At 52.8% G+C, this 23702-nt stretch carries 19 protein-coding genes; 10 read left to right on the plus strand and 9 right to left on the minus strand.

What is annotated here, in order from left to right; all coding sequences use genetic code 11:
• The first annotated feature begins 5 nt into the window (after positions 1–5).
• Positions 6–836, plus strand: a complete 831-nt coding sequence (panC, locus tag BLO43_RS13565; RefSeq protein ID WP_090907517.1) for a pantoate--beta-alanine ligase — start codon at positions 6–8, stop codon at positions 834–836.
• Between the two features lie 126 nt (positions 837–962).
• Here the strand turns inward: panC and BLO43_RS13570 are convergent, their stop codons facing one another.
• Positions 963–1559 carry a hypothetical protein gene (locus BLO43_RS13570; protein WP_090907518.1) on the minus strand — a complete coding sequence of 199 codons (597 nt, stop codon included), beginning with the start codon at positions 1557–1559 and terminating at the stop codon, positions 963–965.
• 642 nt (positions 1560–2201) lie between these two features.
• Here BLO43_RS13570 and BLO43_RS13575 point away from each other — a divergent pair.
• On the plus strand, positions 2202–2978 hold the full coding sequence (locus BLO43_RS13575; protein ID WP_090907519.1) for a Crp/Fnr family transcriptional regulator: 777 nt from the start codon (positions 2202–2204) through the stop codon (positions 2976–2978).
• A 104-nt stretch (positions 2979–3082) separates the two neighbouring features.
• Here BLO43_RS13575 and BLO43_RS13580 read toward each other — a convergent pair whose 3' ends face one another.
• Positions 3083–5914, minus strand: coding sequence for an aconitate hydratase (locus tag BLO43_RS13580; RefSeq protein WP_302847702.1), 2832 nt, complete (start codon positions 5912–5914; stop codon positions 3083–3085).
• 197 nt (positions 5915–6111) lie between these two features.
• A complete protein-coding gene (locus BLO43_RS13585) occupies positions 6112–6870 on the minus strand; it encodes an SDR family oxidoreductase (RefSeq protein WP_090907521.1) in 759 nt (252 codons plus the stop codon).
• A 596-nt stretch (positions 6871–7466) separates the two neighbouring features.
• On the opposite strand from BLO43_RS13585, the gene BLO43_RS13590 reads away from it, so the two are divergent.
• Complete coding sequence (locus tag BLO43_RS13590) at positions 7467–8195, plus strand: esterase/lipase family protein (RefSeq protein WP_254773477.1); 729 nt, start codon at positions 7467–7469, stop codon at positions 8193–8195.
• A gap of 6 nt (positions 8196–8201) precedes the next feature.
• The gene (locus tag BLO43_RS13595; protein WP_254773478.1) at positions 8202–9608 is read left to right on the plus strand and encodes a hypothetical protein; all 1407 of its coding nucleotides are present in this window, start codon (positions 8202–8204) and stop codon (positions 9606–9608) included.
• Between the two features lie 47 nt (positions 9609–9655).
• On the opposite strand, the gene BLO43_RS13600 is transcribed toward BLO43_RS13595, so the two are convergent.
• The 6 genes from BLO43_RS13600 to BLO43_RS13625 all read right to left on the minus strand — a co-directional run bounded on the left by BLO43_RS13600 (position 9656) and on the right by BLO43_RS13625 (position 15884).
• A complete protein-coding gene (locus BLO43_RS13600) occupies positions 9656–11107 on the minus strand; it encodes a bifunctional 2-methylcitrate dehydratase/aconitate hydratase (protein ID WP_090907523.1) in 1452 nt (483 codons plus the stop codon).
• 155 nt (positions 11108–11262) lie between these two features.
• Positions 11263–11625, minus strand: coding sequence for an MliC family protein (locus BLO43_RS13605; protein ID WP_139149282.1), 363 nt, complete (start codon positions 11623–11625; stop codon positions 11263–11265).
• 315 nt (positions 11626–11940) lie between these two features.
• Positions 11941–12531 (minus strand): DedA family protein, encoded by a 591-nt coding sequence (locus BLO43_RS13610; RefSeq protein WP_090907525.1) that lies wholly within the window; start codon positions 12529–12531, stop codon positions 11941–11943.
• Between the two features lie 287 nt (positions 12532–12818).
• A complete protein-coding gene (gene prpC, locus BLO43_RS13615; RefSeq protein WP_090907526.1) occupies positions 12819–13976 on the minus strand; it encodes a bifunctional 2-methylcitrate synthase/citrate synthase in 1158 nt (385 codons plus the stop codon).
• Positions 13969–14868, minus strand: a complete 900-nt coding sequence (gene prpB / locus BLO43_RS13620; RefSeq protein WP_090907527.1) for a methylisocitrate lyase — start codon at positions 14866–14868, stop codon at positions 13969–13971. Before prpB ends, prpC begins: the two co-directional genes overlap by 8 nt.
• A gap of 32 nt (positions 14869–14900) precedes the next feature.
• A complete protein-coding gene (locus BLO43_RS13625) occupies positions 14901–15884 on the minus strand; it encodes a malate dehydrogenase (RefSeq protein WP_090907528.1) in 984 nt (327 codons plus the stop codon).
• A gap of 393 nt (positions 15885–16277) precedes the next feature.
• On the opposite strand from BLO43_RS13625, the gene sdhC reads away from it, so the two are divergent.
• The 6 genes from sdhC to BLO43_RS13655 all read left to right on the plus strand — a co-directional run bounded on the left by sdhC (position 16278) and on the right by BLO43_RS13655 (position 23651).
• A complete protein-coding gene (gene sdhC, locus BLO43_RS13630) occupies positions 16278–16655 on the plus strand; it encodes a succinate dehydrogenase, cytochrome b556 subunit (RefSeq protein WP_090907529.1) in 378 nt (125 codons plus the stop codon).
• The gene (gene sdhD / locus BLO43_RS13635; RefSeq protein WP_090907530.1) at positions 16649–17011 is read left to right on the plus strand and encodes a succinate dehydrogenase, hydrophobic membrane anchor protein; all 363 of its coding nucleotides are present in this window, start codon (positions 16649–16651) and stop codon (positions 17009–17011) included. The genes sdhC and sdhD overlap by 7 nt, the downstream gene beginning before the upstream one ends.
• Positions 17002–18765, plus strand: coding sequence for a succinate dehydrogenase flavoprotein subunit (gene sdhA, locus BLO43_RS13640; protein ID WP_090907531.1), 1764 nt, complete (start codon positions 17002–17004; stop codon positions 18763–18765). The genes sdhD and sdhA overlap by 10 nt, the downstream gene beginning before the upstream one ends.
• Positions 18766–18856: 91 nt before the next feature.
• Positions 18857–20362 carry a glucose-6-phosphate dehydrogenase gene (zwf, locus tag BLO43_RS13645; RefSeq protein ID WP_090907532.1) on the plus strand — a complete coding sequence of 502 codons (1506 nt, stop codon included), beginning with the start codon at positions 18857–18859 and terminating at the stop codon, positions 20360–20362.
• A gap of 31 nt (positions 20363–20393) precedes the next feature.
• On the plus strand, positions 20394–22898 hold the full coding sequence (locus BLO43_RS13650) for a glycogen/starch/alpha-glucan phosphorylase (RefSeq protein WP_090907533.1): 2505 nt from the start codon (positions 20394–20396) through the stop codon (positions 22896–22898).
• 57 nt (positions 22899–22955) lie between these two features.
• Positions 22956–23651 carry a succinate dehydrogenase iron-sulfur subunit gene (locus tag BLO43_RS13655; protein ID WP_090907534.1) on the plus strand — a complete coding sequence of 232 codons (696 nt, stop codon included), beginning with the start codon at positions 22956–22958 and terminating at the stop codon, positions 23649–23651.
• Positions 23652–23702 lie beyond the last annotated feature (51 nt).

Below are 23702 nucleotides of genomic sequence, written 5' to 3' on the forward strand. Positions count from 1 at the left end.
AGAGAGTGGAAATTATCACCGAGATCTCATCCTTGCGCAGCCGCCTCAAGCATGAACCTCCGATTGCCTTTGTTCCCACCATGGGCGGCTTGCACGAAGGCCATTTATCGCTGATTCGGATCGCGCAACAAAAAGCAGACTGTGTGGTGGCGAGTATTTTTGTTAATCGCCTGCAATTTGCGCCGGCAGAGGACTTTGATCAGTATCCACGTGCTTTGGCAGATGACTGTGAGTTATTGAAGAATCAAGGCGTTGATGTATTATTTGCGCCTGATGAGAAGAGCCTTTACCCTGTGCGGCAGGAATTCATGCTGGAACCTCCGCCAGTAGCGAATACGCTGGAAGGCGAGTTTCGTCCCGGATTCTTCCGGGGGGTAGCGACGGTCGTACTGAAGCTTTTCAATATCGTGCAACCCCACGTGGCGATTTTCGGAAAAAAAGACTACCAGCAACTGCATATCATGCGTGAACTCGTACGGCAATTCAACTTACCTCTGGAAATTATTGGGGGCGAAACCGTGCGTGCATCGGACAACCTGGCGTTGAGCTCGCGTAATCGCTATCTGTCAAACGAGGAACGAGCCGAGGCGGTGCGGCTTTATCGAGTTTTATCGCAAATCAAACGGGAAATAGAGCACGGCAACAGAAATTTTCATGCATTGCAGCAAAGCGCAAAAGATGACCTCGACGCTCATGGCTGGAAGACGGACTATATTGTGGTGCGGCAGCACGATACACTGATTCCGGCACGAGAGGATGATGGCGATATGGTGGTGCTTGGCGCTGCGCGGCTGGGTCAGACCCGATTGATTGATAACCTGGAAGTGTCTGTATGAATCCGAACCGAGTAATGGAAACTGGTAAAACGACGCTACACGTCACCGCTATATTCCCAAGTTTACTTTATGGGGCTTGAAATGGAACCTGAATCCGTATCCACAAAAAAATAGACGGGATCATTTCTATTTCGGACAGTTTGCGATACACCGCTCCTCCACGATTTTCCTCCCGCCGCAACTCAAGAAACAAGCATCCTGAACTGATTGACATCCGCATTCAAGCTCGCATTGTTCGTAGCGCAGACGATCAAACTCTCTGTTACGATCCGGCATGATGGGCGGTGCGGGCTGATAATAGAAAGGATAGGAATATCCCAGGCCATAATAGGGGCCTCCCCATCCCCACGGTGATCCGCCCCATCCCCAGGGTGATCCGCCCCAGCCGCCCCCCCACCCTAATCCGGCGCGACCCCACCCCAGAAAGCGTGAATTCATCCGCTGCCGGTAGCTACTGAGCTCATTTTCATAGCGCTGTACCGCTTTGTTGTATCGCTCGTCCGCAAGCGGTTCGATACGCTTCAGACACGATTGATAAACGGACGTACAGCGTTGCTGGCATGCTTCCAGTTTCTGCGTACATTTTTCCAGGCATATTCCACTTGCGGGGTCGGTGGGCGGCTCATAGCGATGCATGATCTGATAGCGGGGAGCGAACATGACGCAACCGGAAAGGCCGCTTATCAAAATGGTAAGAATAATGGCACGCGGAATTGAAATCATGCTTATTTTTTTTACTAGACGTGTAGCTTCCTTTTCTTGATAACGCGGGGGGTTATGTAAAAGTTTACGAAAATAGCGCATTAGCGTAGTTGGTGGTCCGAATGCAGATTTGTCATTTAAGCGTGTCGAAAAGTAGCGTTCAATGAGTTCTTGGACTGCCCTACTGTATTACAGCGCTTGGCCAGCTGCTTCTCAAGTTAAGGCTTGGTGCCTGGAATATCATACAACCCATTGATATCACTTTTAATTTTATCCGTCTCCATTTGGAGACACAAACTATTGATTTATTATCAATAGCTTATGCCACTTCATCGATTTCGCGTTGCCGGGCAGCAACAGTATCAGCCGGTTCTCTTCCATCTTATATAGTAATCCACTGTTTTATATAAATAATTAAACCTGGCATGATAAATGCTTTATTTGTTAAATAGCGAGTTACTGAATATGTGGCTCATAACATTCAATCCATGGAGGCGGTCAACGGGATAAATAGAAACATCGAACCAAAGACCGATTGTAATAGCACCGATCCGGCGCAGTTGATTGACTGTCCGGATTGATCTTGAAATCTGTCTTAAATAGCGTCATGGTCGAAGGATTGACTTTGGCAAAACAGCAATAACATATGGAGGTACTTTCATTATGTTTCCACTGCAAAGTCCGAAGCAAAACCAAATTCTTGCGGCCTTGCCTGCGGAAGATTACGCAAGACTTCTGCCATATCTTGAGTCCATATTCATGTCGTTGGGGCAAGTGATCTATGAACCCGGCGCTTCGATTAATCATTTGTATTTCCCGACCACCAGCATTTTTGCGCCGGTATACGGCGTGGAAAATGGGACTTCGGTGCGGCTTGCGATCATTGGCAACGAGGGACTTGCCGGTATTTCGGCTCTCTTGGGTGGTGGTGGCATGCCCGGCGGGGTTGTGGTACAGAGCGCAGGCAACGCCTATCGAGTCAAGACGAACATACTAAAAAAGGAATTCGATTCACGCGGCAAATTTCAACGGCTGGTGCTGCATTACACCCAAGCACTGATTACTCAAACCGCGCAGAATGCGGTGTGCAACCGGCACCATAACATAGAACAACAGCTAGGCCGTTTCCTGTTGATGAGCCTGGATCGATTATCAGGCAACGAGTTGCAAATGACGCATGAACAGATAGCGATCATGTTGGGTGTGCGCAGGGAAAGTGTGACTCAGGCCGCGCTTAAACTGCAGACGATCGGAGCGATTCGATATAGCCGCGGTCATATCAACGTCCTGGATCGTGAGGAACTGGAAGATTCCGTATGCGAATGTTATGCGGTGGTAAACAATGAATACGAGCGCCTGTTACCCCATCGCTCGCTTTCCGATCCCGCGCCTGCAACGGCTAAACGCTGCGTCAGCAGAGAACTCTGGACTGTAAACTGAGGAGAGCCCCGGACTATTCAGCAAAAACCAATTCGCCCTCCCCCTGATCTTGGTTTGAGCTGTGTAGTCCGGCTTGTTGCATAAAGATGAAACCATTCTCCATTTCAGGCCCTCATGAGTTCCCTGAGAACATAAGGTAATATGCCGCCGTGCATATAATAGTCTACCTCAATGGCGGTATCAATTCTGCTCAACAAATCGATCTCGCGGCGCGAACCATCATTGCCGTGAATCACCAATGTCACGCTCTGCTGCGGGCGAATATCATCCAGGCCTAGAAGATCAAATTGTTCATCGCCTTTGATGCCCAATGATTGAGCACTGGCATTTTCCTTGAATTGCAATGGCAATACACCCATGCCAACGAGATTGCTGCGGTGTATTCGCTCAAAGCTGCGGGCAATTACTGCCTTGACGCCGAGTAACTGGGTTCCTTTCGCGGCCCAATCACGGCTCGAACCAGCGCCGTACTCTTCTCCTCCAAATACCACCGTCGGTACGCCATCCGAAATATATTCCATGGCAGCATCATAAATACTCATTTGACGGCCATCCGGCTGATGCAGGGTAATGCCCCCCTCGCTACCGGGTATCATCAGATTTTTAATACGTATGTTGGCAAAAGTGCCGCGCATCATCACATCATGATTGCCGCGGCGCGCCCCGTAGCTGTTGAAATCGGACTTAGAAACGCCGCTCGCAAGCAAGTATTGGCCTGCAGGGGAGGTATCCTTGATGGAACCGGCGGGACTGATATGATCGGTGGTTACGGAATCACCGAATATGCCCAGCACGCGCGCGTTGCGTATTCCGCCGGGTCGTTCCGGCTGCATGGAAAAATTCTGGAAGAACGGCGGTTCGGCAATATAGGTAGATTTTGGCCAGTCATACACTTGCCCCGAAACCGATGATATATTGTTCCACAACGGATGATTTTTGGTGAGATTGCTGTAGAGCCGGCGAAACGTTTCCGCGTTGGCGGCGAATTTCATCAACCCATGAATTTCGCCCTCGCTCGGCCAGACATCACCGAGCCAGACAGGTTTATTATCCTCGCCGAAACCCAGCGGTTCGGTCATCAAATCCTTGAGCATGGTACCCGCGATCGCGTATGCCACCACCAGCGGTGGAGAAGCGAGAAAGTTGGCGCGGATGTTGGGGTGAATTCTTGCCTCAAAGTTGCGATTACCCGAGAGTACCGCGGCACACACCAGATTATTGGTCACCACAGCTTCTTCGATAGGCTCCGACAATGGCCCCGAATTGCCAATACAGGTTGTGCAGCCATAGCCCGCCAGACTAAAGCCGAGTTTCTCGAGATAAGGCAGCAGACCGGCGGCGGTGAGATATTCCGTCACCACGCGTGATCCTGGGGCAAGCGATGTCTTGATATGCGGCTTCACTGTCAGCCCCTTCTCTACCGCCTTCTTTGCCAGCAGGCCGGCAGCGATCAGCACGCTGGGGTTCGAAGTGTTCGTGCACGATGTGATGGCCGCGATCAGAATATCGCCGTGACCAAGATTAAACGGGGCTTCCGGTATACATAATGGCGCTTCTTCTATTGCCAGTATCGGACGGTTGTCGACCATCTCCGTAATATTCATTTCGGTGCCCGGTCGCACCGCATGCCGGCTTGAGCCGCCAGTGATGGCCTCCATATCGTTATGGCTGTCATCGCAGCCGCGCACTGGATAACTTTGACTCAGATCCGTTGCCTTTCTGCCATAACCGCCTTCCATAACGGGTTTGGCGAAGAGCTCGGTGAACCTGGATTTGATGTTGCCGATCTCGATACGATCCTGGGGGCGTCTCGGCCCGGCCAGTGAGGGCGCGACTGTTCCCAGATCGAGCTCCAGTTCACGCGTGTAATCGATGTCGCCCTTGCGGGGGATACCATACATCCCCTGAGCTTTGAAGTAGGATTGAAGCATGGTGACTTCCTCTTCGCTACGCCCTGTACCCCTGAAATACTCGATGGTGGCATCATCCACCGGAAAGAAACCCATGGTGGCGCCATATTCAGGCGCCATATTGGCGATCGTGGCGCGATCGGGTACCCGCAGCGATGCGGTACCTTCACCAAAAAATTCCACAAACTTTCCCACCACATTGGCTTTGCGCAACATCTCGGTAACCGTGAGCACCAGATCGGTGGCGGTCACGCCGCCACGCAACTGGCCGGTCAGATTCACACCCACCACGTCCGGCGTAAGAAAGTAAACCGGTTGCCCAAGCATTCCGGCCTCCGCTTCGATGCCGCCGACACCCCAGCCGACCACACCGATACCATTGATCATGGTGGTATGCGAATCGGTACCAACCAGTGTATCGGGATACACCACGCCGTCTTTCTGGTGCACTCCGCGGGCGAGATATTCCAGATTCACCTGGTGCACAATACCGATTCCGGGAGGCACTACCTTGAATGTATCAAATGCCTGCATACCCCATTTTATAAACTGGTAGCGCTCGTTATTGCGATGGAATTCAATTTCCATATTGAGATTGAGCGCCTGTTTATTGCCGTAGTAATCGACCTGGACCGAGTGGTCGACCACCAGATCTACCGGCACCAGCGGTTCAACGAGCTTGGGATCCCTGCCCATCTTTTTTGCTACGCCGCGCATCGCCGCCAGATCTACAAGGAGTGGCACACCGGTGAAATCCTGCAATACGATCCGGGATACAACGAAAGGAATCTCATCCGTCCGTGCGGCATCGGGCTGCCAGCTTGCCAATTGCTTTACATGGGCTTCGGTGATTTTCCTGCCGTCGCAATTGCGCAAGACTGACTCCAGCACGATGCGAATGGAAACCGGCAACCGCGAAATCTTGCCCACACCCGACGCTTCCAGGGCGGGGAGAGAATAGAATTTTGCTTTCTTGCCCGCAGCGAGAGGAAACGCTTTTCGCGTATTGAACAAATTATGCATTATGGTGATACTCCTTCAAAATAGTGTTCCGGATCGCGAAAAACTAGAAAACATAAAGACATGGGACGATTATTGCTTGGAATCGGACCAAGGTCTCTTGAAAAAATTCCTGGCGCTCCTTCAGACTGCTTCTCAATGAACCCGAGTCTGGCAAAGCGGCATCCGTATTATTTTTACATTTTGTTTTCCAATTTTAAATTTTAATCGGGCCGATATTCTGAAATATCAGCTTCGATTATGCTTTCTGAAAAATGCCGGTAGGCGCCCCCGACCCGCTTGGCCATTGAGTCGGGGAAAAGATGGAAATCCCCTGCCTTCAATGCGGTGACGATCCCCTCGCCAACGAGCGAGGCCGGCTCGGCAATCCCGCCCAGGCCAGCGGCATCACTCATATCGGTCGCGATAAGACCAGGATGTACGCTCAGAACCGCAGTACCCTGCTGATCCAGCAATTCACGCAGCGCCTGCGTAATGGAGTAGGCAGCCGCTTTGGAAGCGGAATGCGTCGCGAAGTTGGCAGAGCACTTCAACGACGCAATCGAGTTGAGTTGCACCAACGCCCCGCCTCCATTTATCCTGAGAACAGGGGCGAAGGCCTGCGCCATCCGGATAAGGCCCAATACATTGATCTCCATTCCCCGTTCAAATGAATCGATCGCATCACTATCCATCGGAGTTGAAGTGATAAAAACACCTGCATTATTGACCACCACCTGGACGTCTTGTGCCGTCTCCGCGGCGGCTATGATAGTCTCCGGCTTGGTTAGATCCAGTTGAATGGGGACCACCCTGCCGCCATAGCACTCAACGATTGGGATAGCGGAGTTCAAATTGCGAACCGCAGCGTAAATTTTCGCTGCGCCATTGCTCAAAAAGGCATCCACTATCGCCTTGCCGATCCCGCGATTTGCGCCGGTGACAAGGGCTATCTTACCTTTGATGTCGTAATGTCTCTTCACCTTTGTTCTTTAATGCGAATTGGTTTAAATGTTTTAATTGATTGAGTATATCTGTTTAGTCATATCCCGCTTCAACTCGACGGGGAACCGGCTTTATTTGTCTGAAGCGAATTCTCGCTGCAAATGATATGCCCATAACCCGCTATCAGCCTGAAACTTATGCAGGATCGATACGCGTAGCATGACTCATTAAGACCCCACACAAAGCGATACACCAAACCATGACCGGATATCGACCGGACTGCGGTTTGATAAGATGCGGAAGCATAATGATGGATTATGCTTCACTCTACCCATCCTCTTAAAAACGTGTAGCGACATATCAAGTCACGACTTAAAAAAGTGCCACACACGTTAAAGTATCATCGTAGCATTCACAGGAATCCACTTCCATGCTTATCTGCTCCCGGGTAACGAGGATGTTGCCGGCATTACTAAACAACGCGTAAATCCAAAAAATCATATAATATGAAATAGGAATGCATGCTGACGCGCAACGTGGCCATTCTGCGCAAATGCGCCTTATCACCGCTATTCCAGGCTTGCGCGTTCATGGTGCGGATATCCGATGGATTACCTTATAGCGAGCATTGTTTATGGTGTCCCCAACGCTGGCTCTGTTGCATGGTTTTCTTGGTTTCTCGCGTCGCGGACCGATCGAGTGTTTTCGCGGCGTCGAGCACACGTTGCGCCGGATACATATTACTCCTCTCATGCCGGAAGTACCGCCTGCCGGCACCATAGTCGAACGCGCGGAGGCACTTGCCCGGCAACTCTTTCACAGTGATGCACCAGCCTTTGCATTGGTGGCGCACAGCATGGGAGGATTGGATGCCCGGCATCTGATTACCTATCTTGACCCCGATCGGCGTGTAAAAAGTCTGCTTACCGTTGCCACGCCGCATCGTGGTACACCGCTGGCCACATGGGTGCTCGAATCGCGCGGACTGATTCCGGCCTGGATTCGGCATATCGGCTGCCCCGGTTTGAGCGAACTGACTCCCGAGGCTCGCTCAATTGCGCCGATTGCGGATCGCTCTGACGTCATCTACTCGTCCTATGCAGGTCAGCGTCCGCTTGATGAACAGCCATTCTGGCTACGATACTTTGGACGTGTAATTCCGGAAGCCAATGATGGTATGGTGCCGGTTGAATCCGCACGATGGGGAAAATTCCGCGGCATCCTGCGTGCGGATCACGTCGAATTGCTCGGGTGGAGCCTCGGCCTGCCGAGTAGCCGGACCGTCCGGCCTTTCGACCATTTTGATTTCTGGACCCGGGCCGCCGTCGAGGCCATGTCTGCGGCAGAAAGCAAACCAAGCTGAAGGAGGATGATGGATCAAAGCGAGGGTAACAAATGGGACATGCCGTGGTACGACTGGCTGGTATTTCTGGTGCCGACATTTCTTATTGTGGGTCTTGGGCTGGAATCTGCTCTGGGGCCTAAAGACGTTGAGTACCGCGATTTCCGGGCCGTTGCGCACTGGTTTGATCCGGTATTTTTTCAATATAACCTGATCATGGCGCTGCTGGCCGTCCTGGTCGTGCCATCTCTCGCCTTAACCTATATACAGAACATGACCAACCGGAAGGAGCGGCAGTTGCAGCGCGAGGTTCCGGCTGCACGCCGTGGCGAGATCCGTAGAAGGATGGGGCACCGTGCTTCCTTCAGCACCTATCGGGGCAGTGTCTGGTTGACCACAACCGTCGTGCTGCTCGGTATTTGCATCCTGCTACTGTTCAAACCTGTATCCTCAGCGGACGGAGGGGTGGATTTCAGTCTTGGTGCAAATATGTTAACCATGGGACCTTTCACCGAATTATTCGGGAAAAATCCGGAGGCGTATTATTCCCATCTCGTCCGCAATCTGACCGCTTTCCAGTACGGTTTCCTGGGTGCCTATATTTATTTCATCGGCTCGGTTACGCGCGCATACTTCACGCTGGATCTGACCTCTCATACTTTCGTCGATGGCGCCATTCGCATGATCGTTGCAAGCATACTGGCGCTGGTTCTTTCCTTCGTCTTCAACTTCACTTTTCCTGAAGACTCCCCTCCAGCTGCGGCGCGAGTTGCTACATCCACCAATGATGCCACTAAACCCTCATCCACGGCTGAAACCCCACCTGCCAATGAAGATTCGAAGGACGGTGCCGATGAGACAGGCTCAACTATACCCGCGAGCCTTAGCCTGCTACCCGTTTTGAGTTTCTTCTTCGGCTTTTATCCGAAACGGGCCGCACTGGCAATCGAACGCGTTGTACTCAAAGTGATGAGGAACATCCCCGGTGACAATTACCGTGCGTTGCCGCTTTCCATGCTTGCCGGGATGAGTTACGCCCATGAGTTGCGACTGGAACGGGAGGGTTACGACAACATCGAAAATTTGTGTAACGCCGACGCTGTGGATTTGGCGGTACGTACCTGCTTCACCTACAATCAATTAAGGCAATGGATAGATCAGGCCTGGCTTGTGGCGCACCTGCGGGAGGATTATCCGGAATTTGTACGGCGTACGGGTATTACAAGCAGTAACGAATTGCATCATTTTCTGTCTACCTGCCAATCCACACAGGTCGATGGGGTGGAACAACTTGTAGCGGGTTTATCAATAGACCCCGCGGCAACTCCGTCGTGGAAGGTAAAACTGACAGCGCTTAAAATATTGCTTGATATAGATACTGCTCCACCACGAAATACTGCTGATTCGGACACGAAAGAGCACGGATTGGACTGAGGCCTACGTCGATTGACGGATGCCCGCCCGGAAACAAAACGTCTGGTTTAAATAACAAGCATATCAACAAACTCGTTGACGGGCGTTGCTTCGAGTTTCACCTGATCAAGGCAGAGATCCGTGATCGACTTTTGTTGACTGGCGGGAAAGCGGCGCGCAAGATTGATTCTGAATTTTTCTTCCAATAGCGGAATACCTTCGCCACGGCGAAGCTTGTGGCCGATGGGGTATTCCACCACCACCTCATCCAGCTTGCCACCATTCCTGAATTCCACCGTGATACCGTTAGCGATAGAACGTTTCTCGGGATCGTGATAATCCCAGGTGAATTGCGGGTCCTCGATACAAATGATTTTAGCGCGCAGCTCATCGATGCGCGGGTCGGCTGCGACGGCATCCTCATAATCGGCGGCGGTAAGCCGCCCGAATATCAGCGATACCGCAACAATATACTGTATGCAATGATCGCGGTCGGCAGGGTTGTTGAGCGGCCCTTTCTTGTCAATAATGCGAATTGCCGCCTCGTGAGTACGGATGGTGATCTTCCCGATCTCATCGATCCGTTCTTTTATGAATGGATGCAGCTGCATCGCGCATTCCGCCGCCGTCTGGGAATGGAATTCAGCAGGGAATGAAATCTTGAACAGTATGTTTTCCATCACGTATGACCCCCACTGTTCAATCGGCCGCTGAAATCGGAATGGCTGCCCCTTGAACAGTACATCGTAAAATCCCCAGGTTTTGGCGGTGAGCGCAGAGGGATAGCCCATTTCGCCTTTAAGCGTAAGCAATGCCAGCCAGACCGCACGGCTGGTGGCATCCCCCGCCGCCCATGATTTGCGCGACCCGGTATTGGGTGCGTGGCGATAGGTACGTAGCGATTGCCCATCCACCCACGCCTGCGAAAGTGCATCGATAATCTGATCGCGGCTGCCACCAAGTAAATGCATCACAACTGCAACAGAGGCAACTTTCACCAGTACAACATGATCCAGGCCCACTTTGTTGAAGCTGTTTTCAAGCGCGAGGCAACCCTGAATTTCATGCGCCTTGATCATGGCGGTCAGCACGTCGCGCATCGTGAATGGTTCTTTTCCCGCAGCCACTGCATTGCACGCGCACCAGTCCGCAACGGCAAGTATGCCACCCAGATTATCCGACGGATGCCCCCACTCAGCGGCAAGCCAGGTATCGTTGAAATCGAGCCAGCGGATCATGCTGCCGATATTGAATGCCGCTTGTACCGGATCAAGCTGAAACTGGGTGCCGGGAACTCTCGCTCCATGGGGTACAGTCGTACCTGAAACGACCGGTCCGAGCAATTTGGTACAGGCTGGATAAGTAAGCGCTTCCATCGCGCAGCCGAGCGAGTCTATCAGGCAGTTGCGTGCGGTGTCGTAAGCCAGACCACCCTGAATTTCGCGATTGGTGACATAGTCGGCAATGTCAGCGAGTACCTGATCGGGCTGCGGGCGAATACTAGGAGTGTGAGATGACATGGTCACCTATTATAGGGTCGACCATCCAACAGCGAGCATCGTCTTTCCCGCAAAAGAGGGAATCCGGAAACCTTCCTGAAGAGATAAGCAGCAAGCAATCTCAATATTCTGGGCCGCTGATGACCGTACCATGTATACCTCTCCGCATTGAGCCTTCATCCGGCACTCGCCTGAACACACCTCTCGATTATATCTCCCGTAGTACCGTCATTCTTATGATGGAGGAGCACGCCCTCCGAGCCTGGCCCCATCCCTTTCGTCCACCACTCCAGTCCACCACCCGCGTAGCGTGCGCCGCTGCCAGAAATAGCAATAATCATCTCGCGCACCCGGCCCTCATACTCCACAATGGTCTTGGTACCGGAATGATAAGTTGCTTTCACAATGCGACCGCTATCGCAGCGATAAGCAATCGGCGCATCAATATCCGCTTTTCTCCCGACAACTGGTACGTTAGCGGGAGAGAGATGACTACAACTGGTCAAGACGACAATAGTGACGAGAAGAAAAAAACGCATCAATATTTGATGCCCAAATTGAATTGAGCAGTACCCGAACGCATGATCCTGCAAGAAAATACCATGAATTTTGTCATTCCAGGCTTGACCCGGAATCAGTCTAAATCAACAATTTTTGCTTTGAACGCCACCGGATGCCGGCTTCCGCTGGTACGACGTTTGTTACTGCTTACTCGCCAATGCACGTAAGGCGTAGGGCGTCAATAAGCGAAGCGCATTATGCCGTATGAGAATTCCCTCAGTACTATCGTCAGGCTGATCATCGGAGGCAAGAGCTGGCGACTGCATTCGCCTCTTTTTTTCTCAATTCCGCATTCATTTCAGATTTCGATAAATCAGCCACGCCATGGCCGCAATCAGTGGGCCTGCCAGCCACCAACCCGTTATATGTAGCTGCATCAACCCCATCTCGATCCGGTCTCCCAGAAAATAGACGCCGCTGGTCCAGGCGCCTACCCACAATATACCGCCGAGTGCATTGTAGGCGACAAATTTTCCCCATGGCATCCGCATACTTCCGGCAAGGATTCCGTTCAACTGCCGCAGCACCGGAAAAAAGCGCGCGACAATCACTGTCGCAGGGCCGAACCGGTCAAAGAATCTTTGCGCAGCTTCTAGTCGTGCCGGGGTGATCCCGATACGGCTTCCATGGCGCATCGCCCAGCGATGTCCTCCCCAGCGCCCAATCAGATAGCCAACGTTATCTCCCAGAATCACTGCCGGTATTGCCCAACCGGCCACAGCAGCGATGCTAAGCTGCCCTTTTAGTGCAAGCAAGGTCGCGGCAATCAGGAAGGTTTCTCCCGGCAGCGGTAAACCGAACGACTCGGTAAACAACACGACAAACAATGCCGTATAGCCATATTGCGCCAGATAAGGATGTGCTACTGCAACAAGATCATTCATGCGCGGATTATTGCTGCGGTTTGTGATCCCGCTGCAAGCAGGAAGCGTTGTGGTAGAACCCGCCTGGCATCTCGGTTAATGCAAGCTCAGTTAATACAAGCTCAGTTAATACAAACTATAGCTGGCCAAACAAAACAGGAAGAATAGGAACAGACACGATTATTTCTTAAAATTCTTTTGGTCACGGGTGCATTGTTCGGAAAGATGGATACAACTAGCGACGACATCGATTGCTACTTCCATTCCTCTGCCAATATTACGTTTCCGAATTTTCCCAACCAGTTTGACTAAGCGCGCGCCGAAATCGGAACAAACTCCCGATCCTCGGGTCCGATGTAATTCGCCGACGGCCGGATAATCTTGTTGTCCAGGCGCTGCTCGATAATGTGCGCCGCCCAGCCGCTGGTGCGGGCAATCGCAAACAGTGGTGTAAACATGGCCGTCGGTATCCCCATCATGTGATAACTCACGGCTGAGAACCAGTCGAGGTTGGGGAACATTTTTTTGATATCCCACATCACCGTTTCCAGTCTTGCGGCAACATCAAACATTTTCATGTCGCCTGCCTCTGCCGAGAGTTGTCTCGCTACCTCCCGTATGATCCGGTTACGTGGGTCGGAGACGGTGTAAACCGGATGGCCGAACCCGATGATGATTTCCTTGTCCGCCACTCGGCAGCGGATATCGGCTTCAGCTTTATCCGGAGTATCGTAGCGCTTCTGGATATCGAACGCGGCCTCATTGGCGCCACCATGCTTCGATCCGCGCAGTGCGCCGATGGCGCCGGTGATGGAGGAATAAAAATCCGAGCCGGTTCCGGCGATCACACGCGCGGTAAAAGTGGAAGCATTGAACTCATGCTCGGCGTATAGCAGCAGCGAGGTATGCATCGCCTTCACCCAACTCTGCGGCGGCGGTTTGCCATGCAGCAGGCTCAAAAAATTTCCACCGATTGAATCTTCGCTGGTTGCCACGTCAATCCGGCGATTGTTATGAGAGTAGTGATACCAGTAAAGCAGTAGAGGTCCCAGGCAGGCCAGCAGCCGGTCAGCCAGATCGCGTGCGCCCTCGACGGTATGTTTTTCCGCCTCCGGCAGCATCGTGCCCAACGCGGCGACACCAGTGCGCAAGACGTCCATCGGATGCGCGGTTACGGGAATCGTTTCCAGTACGGTTTTAAGGCCGACAGGAAGATCACGCAGGCGTCTCAGTTTTTCTTTGTACGCAGCCAGCTCCGCCAGCGTAGGCAGCTTTTCATGAATCAGAAGGTAGGCAATTTCTTCGAATTCACAGGTATCGGCTACGTCCAGAATGTCGTAACCGCGATAATGCAGATCATTGCCGGTTCTCCCGACGCTGCAGATGGCGGTATTACCTGCCACTACGCCTGATAGCGTGACGGATTTCTTACCTTTCAAGCCAGGATTTTGGATAACTTCACTCATTTTCAGGTTTTTTGGAAGATTGGAAAAACAAACTATTCAGCTTCTCCTCGTAGACATGGTAATCGAGAAATTCGTATAGCTCGGAACGGCTCTGCATGGTATCCATCACATTTTTCTGCGAGCCCTCATTACGTATTGCCCGATACACGTTGAGGGCAGCGGCATTCATCGCCCGAAATGCGGATAGCGGATAAAGCACCAGGGAAACGTTCGACTCGGCCAGTTCCTCGACTGTAAAGAGAGGCGTTACGCCAAACTCGGTGATGTTGGCGAGGATCGGAACCTGCACAGCGGCCGCGAACTGCCGGTACATGCCCAATTCAGTCACGGCCTCGGGAAAAACCATATCCGCGCCCGCCTCTACATATCGGCTCATGCGGTCTATGGCAGCTTGCAATCCTTCAACCGCCAAGGCGTCGGTGCGTGCCATGACGACAAAATCGGCATTGGTCCTGGCATCCACGGCGGCCTTGATGCGATCCACCATTTCCTCACGGCTGACGATAGCCTTGCCCGGGCGGTGGCCGCAGCGCTTGGCCTGCACCTGATCCTCGATATGCATCGCCGCTGCCCCGGATTTGATCAGCGATTTCACCGTGCGAGCGATATTGAAAGCACTGCCCCCGAAGCCGGTATCCGCGTCCACCAGCAATGGCAGATCGGTGATGTCCGTGATGCGGCGCACATCTGTCAATACGTCATCCAGCGTCGAAATAGCGAGATCGGGAAGACCCAGGGAACCTGCCGCGACCCCGGCACCGGAAAGGTAAATCGCCTTGAAGCCGGTACGCTCTGCCATGCGTGCGGCATACGCATTGACGCAACCCGCCACTTGCAAGGGCTTCTCGGCGGCAAGCGCGGCGCGGAAACGAAAACCAGCGGAGATAATCATGGAAGCAGAAAGATACCAAGTACCGAGTACAGTTATCCAAGCAGATGCTTGACAGAATCCCGTTCTTCCACCAATTCCTGGTAGGTCGCCTGCATTTTCGCTTTGCTGAATTCGCTTATCTCAAGGTCAGGGACGATTCTGTAGATCCCCTCCCGGCAGGTCACGGGATAGCCGTATATAACGCCTTCGGGAATACCATAGCTGCCGTCCGAGGAGATACCCATGGATACCCAGTCATTTTCCCGCGTACCAGAAACCCAGTCACGCATATGATCAATGGCTGCATTCGCAGCGCTGGCGGCACTCGACAAACCGCGCGCTTCGATCACCACGGTACCGCGTTTTTGCACGGTGGGAATAAAATAGTCTTCCACCCATGCAGGATCGTTGATAAGAAGAGAGATTTTGTTGCCATCAATCTCAACATGATCCAGGTCGGGATATTGTGTAGCGGAATGGTTGCCCCATACAATTATTTTTCTGAGGCGTGAAACCGGTTGTCCAACTTTAGCTGCAATTTGCGACAGGGCGCGGTTATGGTCCAACCGCATCATTGACGAAAAATTTTCCGGCTTCAGGCCGGGCGCATTTTTCATCGCGATGTAGGCATTGGTATTGGCGGGATTGCCCACTATCAGAACTTTGACGTCACGACGGGCGGCCTCATCCAGTGCCCTTCCCTGGATGGTAAATATGGCGCCGTTCGCTTCCAGCAGATCTTTACGCTCCATGCCCTTGCTGCGCGGGCGGGCACCCACCAGCAACGCGATACCCACGTCTCGGAAAGCGGCTTTAGGGTCATCAGTAGCGATCACGCCAGCCAGGAGCGGAAATGCACAATCTTCCAGCTCCATCATGACCCCTTTGAGCGAGGGCAACAATTGGGGTATGTCGAGCAATTGCAGAAAAACAGGCTGATCGTTGCCAAGCATGTCGCCCGCGGCAATGCGAAACAACAAACTATAGCCGATCTGGCCGCCGGCACCCGTGACGGCGATGCGAATGGGGGGTTTCATTCTTGCGCTCCTGTAGGAAACTGCCGGTACAAGAAATTCTGAGTCAATTTCCCATGCGCCCGGCACGGTTGTCAAAGGATGAGCAAAAATCAGAACACAACAATCACCCACATGACCCACAGGCAATTCGGCTCAGACCTCTACTCCATCCTGAAACCTGATGCTCAGCGCGACGCAGAAGACCCTTTAATAGTTGCTCAACGCACCGGACTATAAAAACATTCCACCCTGCTGTCAATTTAGGCAGCATTCGGAGTTCATCCTGGACTAAAATCCGGCCTTAAACCCCACTAACTATAGGGTTTACTGGTACGGTATTCATATTGTATCGCTCAGTATAACGGTCTACACTAAGTTGGTGGATGGTGAGACCGGCACCTTGGAAGTAAAAAATTGCAAAGAACACGTCCCAAGTTTCTTAATCTGATGGAAATCAAACAGCCACTCCCGGCTGTGATTTCGGTTCTGCACCGCATAAGCGGTGCGCTACTATTTTTCCCGGGAATCCCTCTCCTCCTTTGCGGCCTGGAGATGACGCTGAATTCTCCTCAAGGCTACGCTCAATTTCGGGCTCTTGTGAGCGGCTCCCTGTCCAAAGCCGCACTGACTCTCCTGTTGTGGTTCTTCCTGCATCATCTCTGTGCGGGCATTCGTTTCCTCGCACTGGATCTGCATTATGGCGGCACGCGAGAGCAGGCACGATTGACCAGCAAGGTGGTGCTGGCTGCGGGGATCATTCTCACCTTCTTGATTTCGCTATTGATATGGTGAAGCGTATAGTCACCGGTGCGCATTACGGGCTGCGGGATTGGCTGACGCAGCGCGTGACCGCCGTGGTGATGGTCGCCTTTGTCCTGTGTCTGGTCGTCGCACTGCTGATTTCGCCGTCACACGATTACGTCACATGGAAATCGCTGTTCAGTGGCCGATGGATGCGTATTGCCGCCTTCCTGTTTCTTGTCAGCCTGTTCTGGCATGCCTGGATCGGCATGCGTAATATCCTGATGGACTATGTTCACGCTACCGGCATCCGCCTGACGTTGCAGATATTGGTCGTATTGTCCCTGTTGTTTTATACCGTCTGGTCCGCAGAGATCCTGTGGGCCTTGGAGTTCACGTGGCGATAGCCAAAAGAAAATTTGATGCGGTAATCGTCGGCGCCGGCGGTGCGGGCATGCGTGCCGCCTTGCAATTATCGGAAGCAGGACTCAAGGTGGCGGTATTATCCAAGGTATTCCCCACCCGATCCCACACAGTGGCCGCACAGGGCGGCATTGCCGCGGCGCTTGGGAATGTCACCGAAGACAACTGGCACTGGCACATGTACGACACAGTGAAAGGGTCTGATTATCTCGGCGACCAGGATGCCATCGAGTTCATGTGCCGCCAGGCCAGCGAGGTGGTATATGAACTGGAGCATTATGGCATGCCGTTCGACCGGCTGGAGAACGGCAAAATTTACCAGCGCCCCTTCGGCGGCCAATCGCAGAATTTTGGCGGCGCGCAGGCAACGCGCTCGTGCGCAGCGGCGGATCGCACCGGCCACGCCATGCTGCATACGCTATATCAACGTAACGTGCGCGCCAACACTCAGTTTTTTGTTGAATGGATGGGGCTGGATCTGATCCGCGATGAAGACGGCGAAGTGTGTGGCATAACGGCGCTGGACATGGAAACCGGCGAAGTCATGGCGCTGCAGGCGCGGGCCACCCTGTTCGCCACCGGCGGTGGGGCGCGCATATTCCATGCCAGCACCAATGCATTCATCAATACCGGCGATGGTCTCGGCATGGCGGCACGCGCCGGCATACCTCTGGAGGATATGGAATTCTGGCAATTCCATCCCACCGGCGTGTATGGAGTGGGCGTACTCATCAGCGAGGCGGTACGTGGCGAGGGCGGCTATCTGCTTAACAGGGATGGCGAGCGCTTCATGGAGCGCTACGCCCCCCACGCCAAGGATCTAGCCAGCCGCGATGTCGTATCGCGCGCCCTGACTACGGAAATCAAGGAAGGACGCGGCTGTGGCAGAGATGCAGACCATCTGCTGCTGAAACTCGATCATCTGGGTGCGGACGTGATCAAGACGCGGCTGCCGGGCATTCGTGAAATTTCCATGAAGTTTGCTCACGCCGATCCGATCCGTGACCCAATTCCGGTGGCGCCTACCGCGCATTATATGATGGGAGGGATCCCCACCAATTATTATGGGCAGGTGGTAGCGCCCTACAAAACCGGGCCCGAGGAAGTGGTGCAAGGCTTTTATGCCGTAGGCGAGTGTGCTTGCGTTTCCGTGCATGGCGGCAATCGCCTGGGTACCAATTCGCTGCTCGATATCGTGGTGTTCGGACGAGCCGCGGGCAATCAGATTATCCAGGAACTGAAAAAGAACCCTCATCACAAGCAATTACCGGCGGATGCCGCCGATAAATCACTCGCACGACTGGCACGGCTGGATGGTGAAAAGAATGGCGAAAGCGTGGCTCAAGTCAGCGATGCGCTACGCAAAACCATGCAGGCGCATTGTGGCGTATTTCGTTTCGCAGACATGCTCAAGCAGGGTGTTTCAAAAATTGACGAAGTGGCGGAGCGTGCCAGGCACACCGGGATCGGAGATAAAAGCAGAGTCTTCAATACCGCCCGGGTGGAAGCGCTGGAACTCGACAACCTTGTGGAAGTGGCGGTGGCCACCATGGTATCGGCTGAAGCGCGCACTGAAAGCCGCGGCGCCCATGCTCGTGACGACTTTCCAGAGCGGGACGACGATAAATGGCTGAAGCACACTTTATTTTTTAGTGAAGGACGGCGTCTGGATTACAAACCGGTGCGGTTAAAACCGTTGACGGTGGAATCGTTCCCACCCAAAGCGAGAACCTATTAACGAGAAAATCACATATTAATGAGAAAATCTTCAATTATTGATGTATAGGATCTAGATATTATTGGCGCACGCCGAGCACGGGAGAAAAAAAATGCAAACCATCGAACCATGTGTTGTAGTGATTTTTGGGGCAAGCGGGGATTTGGCGCGGCGCAAATTGATCCCAGCGTTGTTCCGGCTCGAAACCGCCGGACGGCTGCCGGAAAAAATGGCGATACTTGGATGTAGCCTGGAGCCATGGAGCAGCGAGCAGTGGATCTTGGAAGTAGCCAGCATGCTCCGGTCCAAATTTGCGACGGGTTTCGACGAACAGGCATTCGAGCGTTTTCGTGCACGTCTGCATTACCATCCTAACCCTCCCGGCGACAGCGATGCCTATCTGAAATTACAGAAAATATTGGAGGAAACACCGGAATTTCCCCCGAATATCGTATTTTATATGGCGGTGCGTCCGTCGGCATTCCCGGCGATTATCGACAAACTCGGTGTGATCGGCTTGCTCAAGCAGGAAAAAGGCTGGTGCCGCGTGGTCATTGAGAAACCTTTCGGTTATGACTTGTTAAGTGCGCAAACCCTTCAGGGTAGCCTGTATCGTCACTTGAACGAGCCGCAAATTTTCCGGATCGACCACTATCTCGGTAAAGGCACAGTGCAGAACGTACTGGTATTTCGCTTCGCCAATATATTGCTGGAACCATTATGGAACAATCATTATATCGACCATGTGCAGATTACCCATTCCGAAACCCTCGGTGTTGACGGACGGGCGGATTATTATGAGGGAGCCGGTGCGCTACGCGACATGATACAGAGTCACTTGCTGCAGTTGCTCGCTCTGGTAGCGATGGAACCGCCGGTATCTGTGTCCGCCGAGCACTTGCGGGATGAGAAAGTGAAAGTGCTGAAAGCGATACGGCCGATCACGCAAAATTCGGTGCATGCCCACGCATTCCGCGGTCAATATACCAGCGGCATCATTGATGGCAAGCACGTTCCCGGGTACCTGGACGAATCAGGCGTGGCGCCGGATAGTTCCACCGAGACCTATGCGGCGCTGAAACTGTATCTAGACAACTGGCGGTGGGCCGGCGTGCCCTTCTATCTGCGCACCGGCAAGCGCATGGTGGAAAATAGTTCGGCGATTTGTATCCGCTTCAAAAGGCCGCCACAGGATTTGCTACGCCATGCGCTTCGCGAAGCATCGCACCCGAATTGGATTATGCTCGGCATTCAACCCAATGACTGCCTGAGGATGGAAGTTCAAGTCAAGGTGCCGGGACTGGACTTGCATACACGCACCATCAGTCTGGATGCGACCTATCGCAAGGCCAGCGAAGAGGATTACGATGCCTACGAAGGTTTGCTGCTGGATGTGATGCAAGGCGATCATTCACTGTTTCTGCGCATCGATGAAGTGGAATGGGCCTGGCGCGCGGTGGATCCTATTATCAAGGTGTGGGCAATGGAACGCGATTTTATCAATGGCTACCAGGCCGGCACCTGGGGGCCGCGTGGCACCTATCGCCTGTTTGATGGTGAGGGGCAGTTCTGGCGCCATTCATTGAATCCGGAGGGCGCTGATTTGCAGGCGTATTGATTACCGTTTCATAAACTTGACGGGATAAATCATGACTGATTCTTTGCAAAAATCTATTTTTGAGCACGAAAAAATCGGTTTCGACGCGAACTCGATCAAGCAGTCTCTTTCCAACTGCCTGACCTATTCGGTCGGCAAAGACACCATTACCGCCACCGACCGCGACAGGTTCTTCGCCGCGGCGTATTTGGTGCGCAATCGCTTGATCGACCGCTGGATGGAAACCATGCGCAGCTATTACATCAATGATGTAAAGCGGATTTACTATTTTTCACTGGAATTTTTGATGGGACGCACGCTGATGAATAGCGTGCACAATCTGGGTTTTGATCAGCAATTCCGTGAGGCGCTTAACGAGTTGGGAATCAATCTGGACAGCGTGCGTGAAATAGAGCCGGATGCTGCGCTTGGAAATGGCGGCTTGGGGCGGCTTGCCGCCTGCTTCCTCGATTCCATGGCAACGCTCGACCTTCCCGGCTACGGCTACGGCATCCGTTACGAGTATGGCATGTTCGCCCAGCGCATCGAGGATGGCAGGCAAGTCGAACATCCGGATAACTGGCTGCGCTATGGCAATCCCTGGGAATTTCCCCGTCCGGAAGTGCTATATCAAGTTAAATTTCACGGCCGTGCGGTTCAATACCCGGATGAGCAAGGTGTGGCGCATTACCACTGGATAGATACCGACGATGTAATGGCCATGGCTTTTGACACCCCTATTCCAGGCTACGGTACCCACACCGTCAACAACATGCGCCTCTGGTCGGCCAAGGCAACGCGCGATTTCGAACTGCGTTACTTCAACGAGGGTAACTATGTCAAGGCAGTAGAGGATAAGAACGATTCCGAAAATCTATCCAAGGTGCTGTACCCCGACGACACGACCACGATGGGACGCGAACTGCGCCTGAAGCAACAATACTTCTTCGTGTGTGCTTCACTGCATGACATCCTATATCGTTACAACAAATACCAAAGCAATTTCGATGCCTTGCCCGACAAGGTCGCGATCCAGTTGAACGACACACATCCCGCCATTGCCATCCCCGAACTGATGCGTGTGCTGGTGGATTTGCACCATCTGGATTGGGAGAAAGCGTGGGATATTACTACGCGTACTTTTGCCTATACCAACCACACGCTGATGCCCGAGGCACTCGAAACCTGGACAGTTGCCCTGTTCGAGAGTGTCCTGCCTCGCCATTTACAAATCATCTATGAAATCAACCGCCGGTTCTTGAAAGATGTGATGCACCGATACCCCGGCGATACCGGGATATTGCGCCGCATGTCCATCATAGATGAGTCAGGAGAAAAACGAATCCGCATGGCTCATTTGGCCATCGTCGGCAGCCACAAGGTGAACGGGGTAGCGCAAATTCATACCGAACTGATGAAGCAGACCATATTTTCGGACTTCGATGTTTTCTTCCCCGGTAAAATCATCAATATAACCAACGGTATCACGCCACGCCGCTGGCTGAACCAGGCCAACCGGCGTTTAGCCGAACTCATTACTTCGCGCATCGGTTCCGGCTGGGTCAAGGACTTGAGCCAGCTGAAGCAATTAATTCCCCTTGTCGATGATGCATCTTTTCGCAAGGAGTTCGCCGCTGTGAAGCGGGCGGATAAGGAGCGGTTGGTTGCCATGCTGAAGCAAAAGCTCAACATTGATATCAGCCCCGATTCGCTGTTCGATGTCCAGATCAAGCGGATCCACGAATACAAGCGGCAACTGCTCAACGTGCTGCATGTGGTGACCCTGTATAACCGCATTCGCCATAACCCAAACGCGGAGTATGTATCGCGTACCGTAATTTTTGGAGGCAAGGCGGCGCCCGGTTATGTCAAGGCCAAGCTCATCATTAAACTTATTAACGATATCGCCGACATTGTTAATAATGACCCTCAGGTATCCAGCTATTTGAAAGTGGTGTTTATGCCCAATTACGACGTATCAGCCGCGGAAGAGATGATTCCAGCGGCGGATCTCTCGGAGCAGATTTCCACCGCGGGTACGGAAGCTTCCGGTACAGGAAACATGAAGCTGGCATTGAACGGCGCGCTCACGATCGGCACTCTGGATGGCGCCAATATCGAGATCGGCGGCGAAGTCGGAGAGAATAACATCTTCATATTCGGCCTCACGGCGGCGGAAGTTGCCAAGACGAAAGCGAATGGCTATCAACCATGGGATTTCTACCACGCCAATCCGGAATTGCGAGCGGTGCTCGACATGATCGGCTCGGGGTTTTTCTCACCCGATGAGCCGGACCGCTTTAAGCCTATCGTGGATGCGCTTTTGCAGCATGGCGATCAATATTTGCTGCTGGCGGATTATGCGTCTTATATCGATTGCCAGAGAAAAGTGGAAGCTGCTTATCAGGATCAGGAGGAGTGGGTACGCAAGGCGATCCTGAATGTCGCCAATATGAGTAAATTCTCCAGTGACCGTACCATAATGCAGTATGCCAGCCAGATATGGGATGCGAAGCCGGTAGCGTCCCGCACTATGGAGGCTAGTGAAATTGGCTAGCAAATCGCAGCTATCCATGGGGTGGATTTATACGATGGATATATTAAGGAATCAGCCATGAGGTTCTCAATCTACCGCTTCGATCCCGACAAGGACGAAAAGCCTTATATGCAGGATTACGATATTGCGCTGGAACCGGCCGACAAGATGTTGCTGGATGCGCTAATACGTATCAAGTCCGTGGATGACAGCTTGAGCCTGCGCCGCTCCTGCCGGGAAGGGGTATGTGGATCGGATGGGATGAATATTAACGGCCGCAACGGATTGGCGTGTATCACACCCGTCGCTGGACTGAAGGAGCCCGTTGAATTACGCCCGCTACCAGGATTGCCGGTGATACGCGACCTGATTGTGGACATGACGCAATTCTTCAAGCAATATCATTCCATCAAGCCTTATCTCATCAATAATGACCCGCCGCCGGAAACCGAGCGGCTACAATCGCCCCAAGAACGAGCGGAACTGGATGGACTGTATGAATGCATTCTGTGCGCATGCTGCTCCACCGCATGCCCTTCATTCTGGTGGAACCCTGATAAATTCGTGGGTCCGGCAGGACTGTTGCAGGCATATCGCTTCCTCGCTGATAGCCGCGACCAGGCTACCGCCGAGCGCCTGGATAATCTGGAAGATCCGTATCGCCTGTTCCGCTGCCACTCCATCATGAACTGCGTGGATGTATGCCCAAAGGGGCTAAATCCGACCAGCGCTATTGGCAAGATCAAGGACATGATGGTAAAAAGAACAGTATGATCCAAAATCCGGCAGCTGACCGTTCATTTTTCACTCATTTTTCAAGTTCGG

It is taken from the genome of Nitrosospira sp. Nsp13 (assembly GCF_900101945.1).
Lineage (GTDB): Bacteria > Pseudomonadota > Gammaproteobacteria > Burkholderiales > Nitrosomonadaceae > Nitrosospira > Nitrosospira multiformis_D.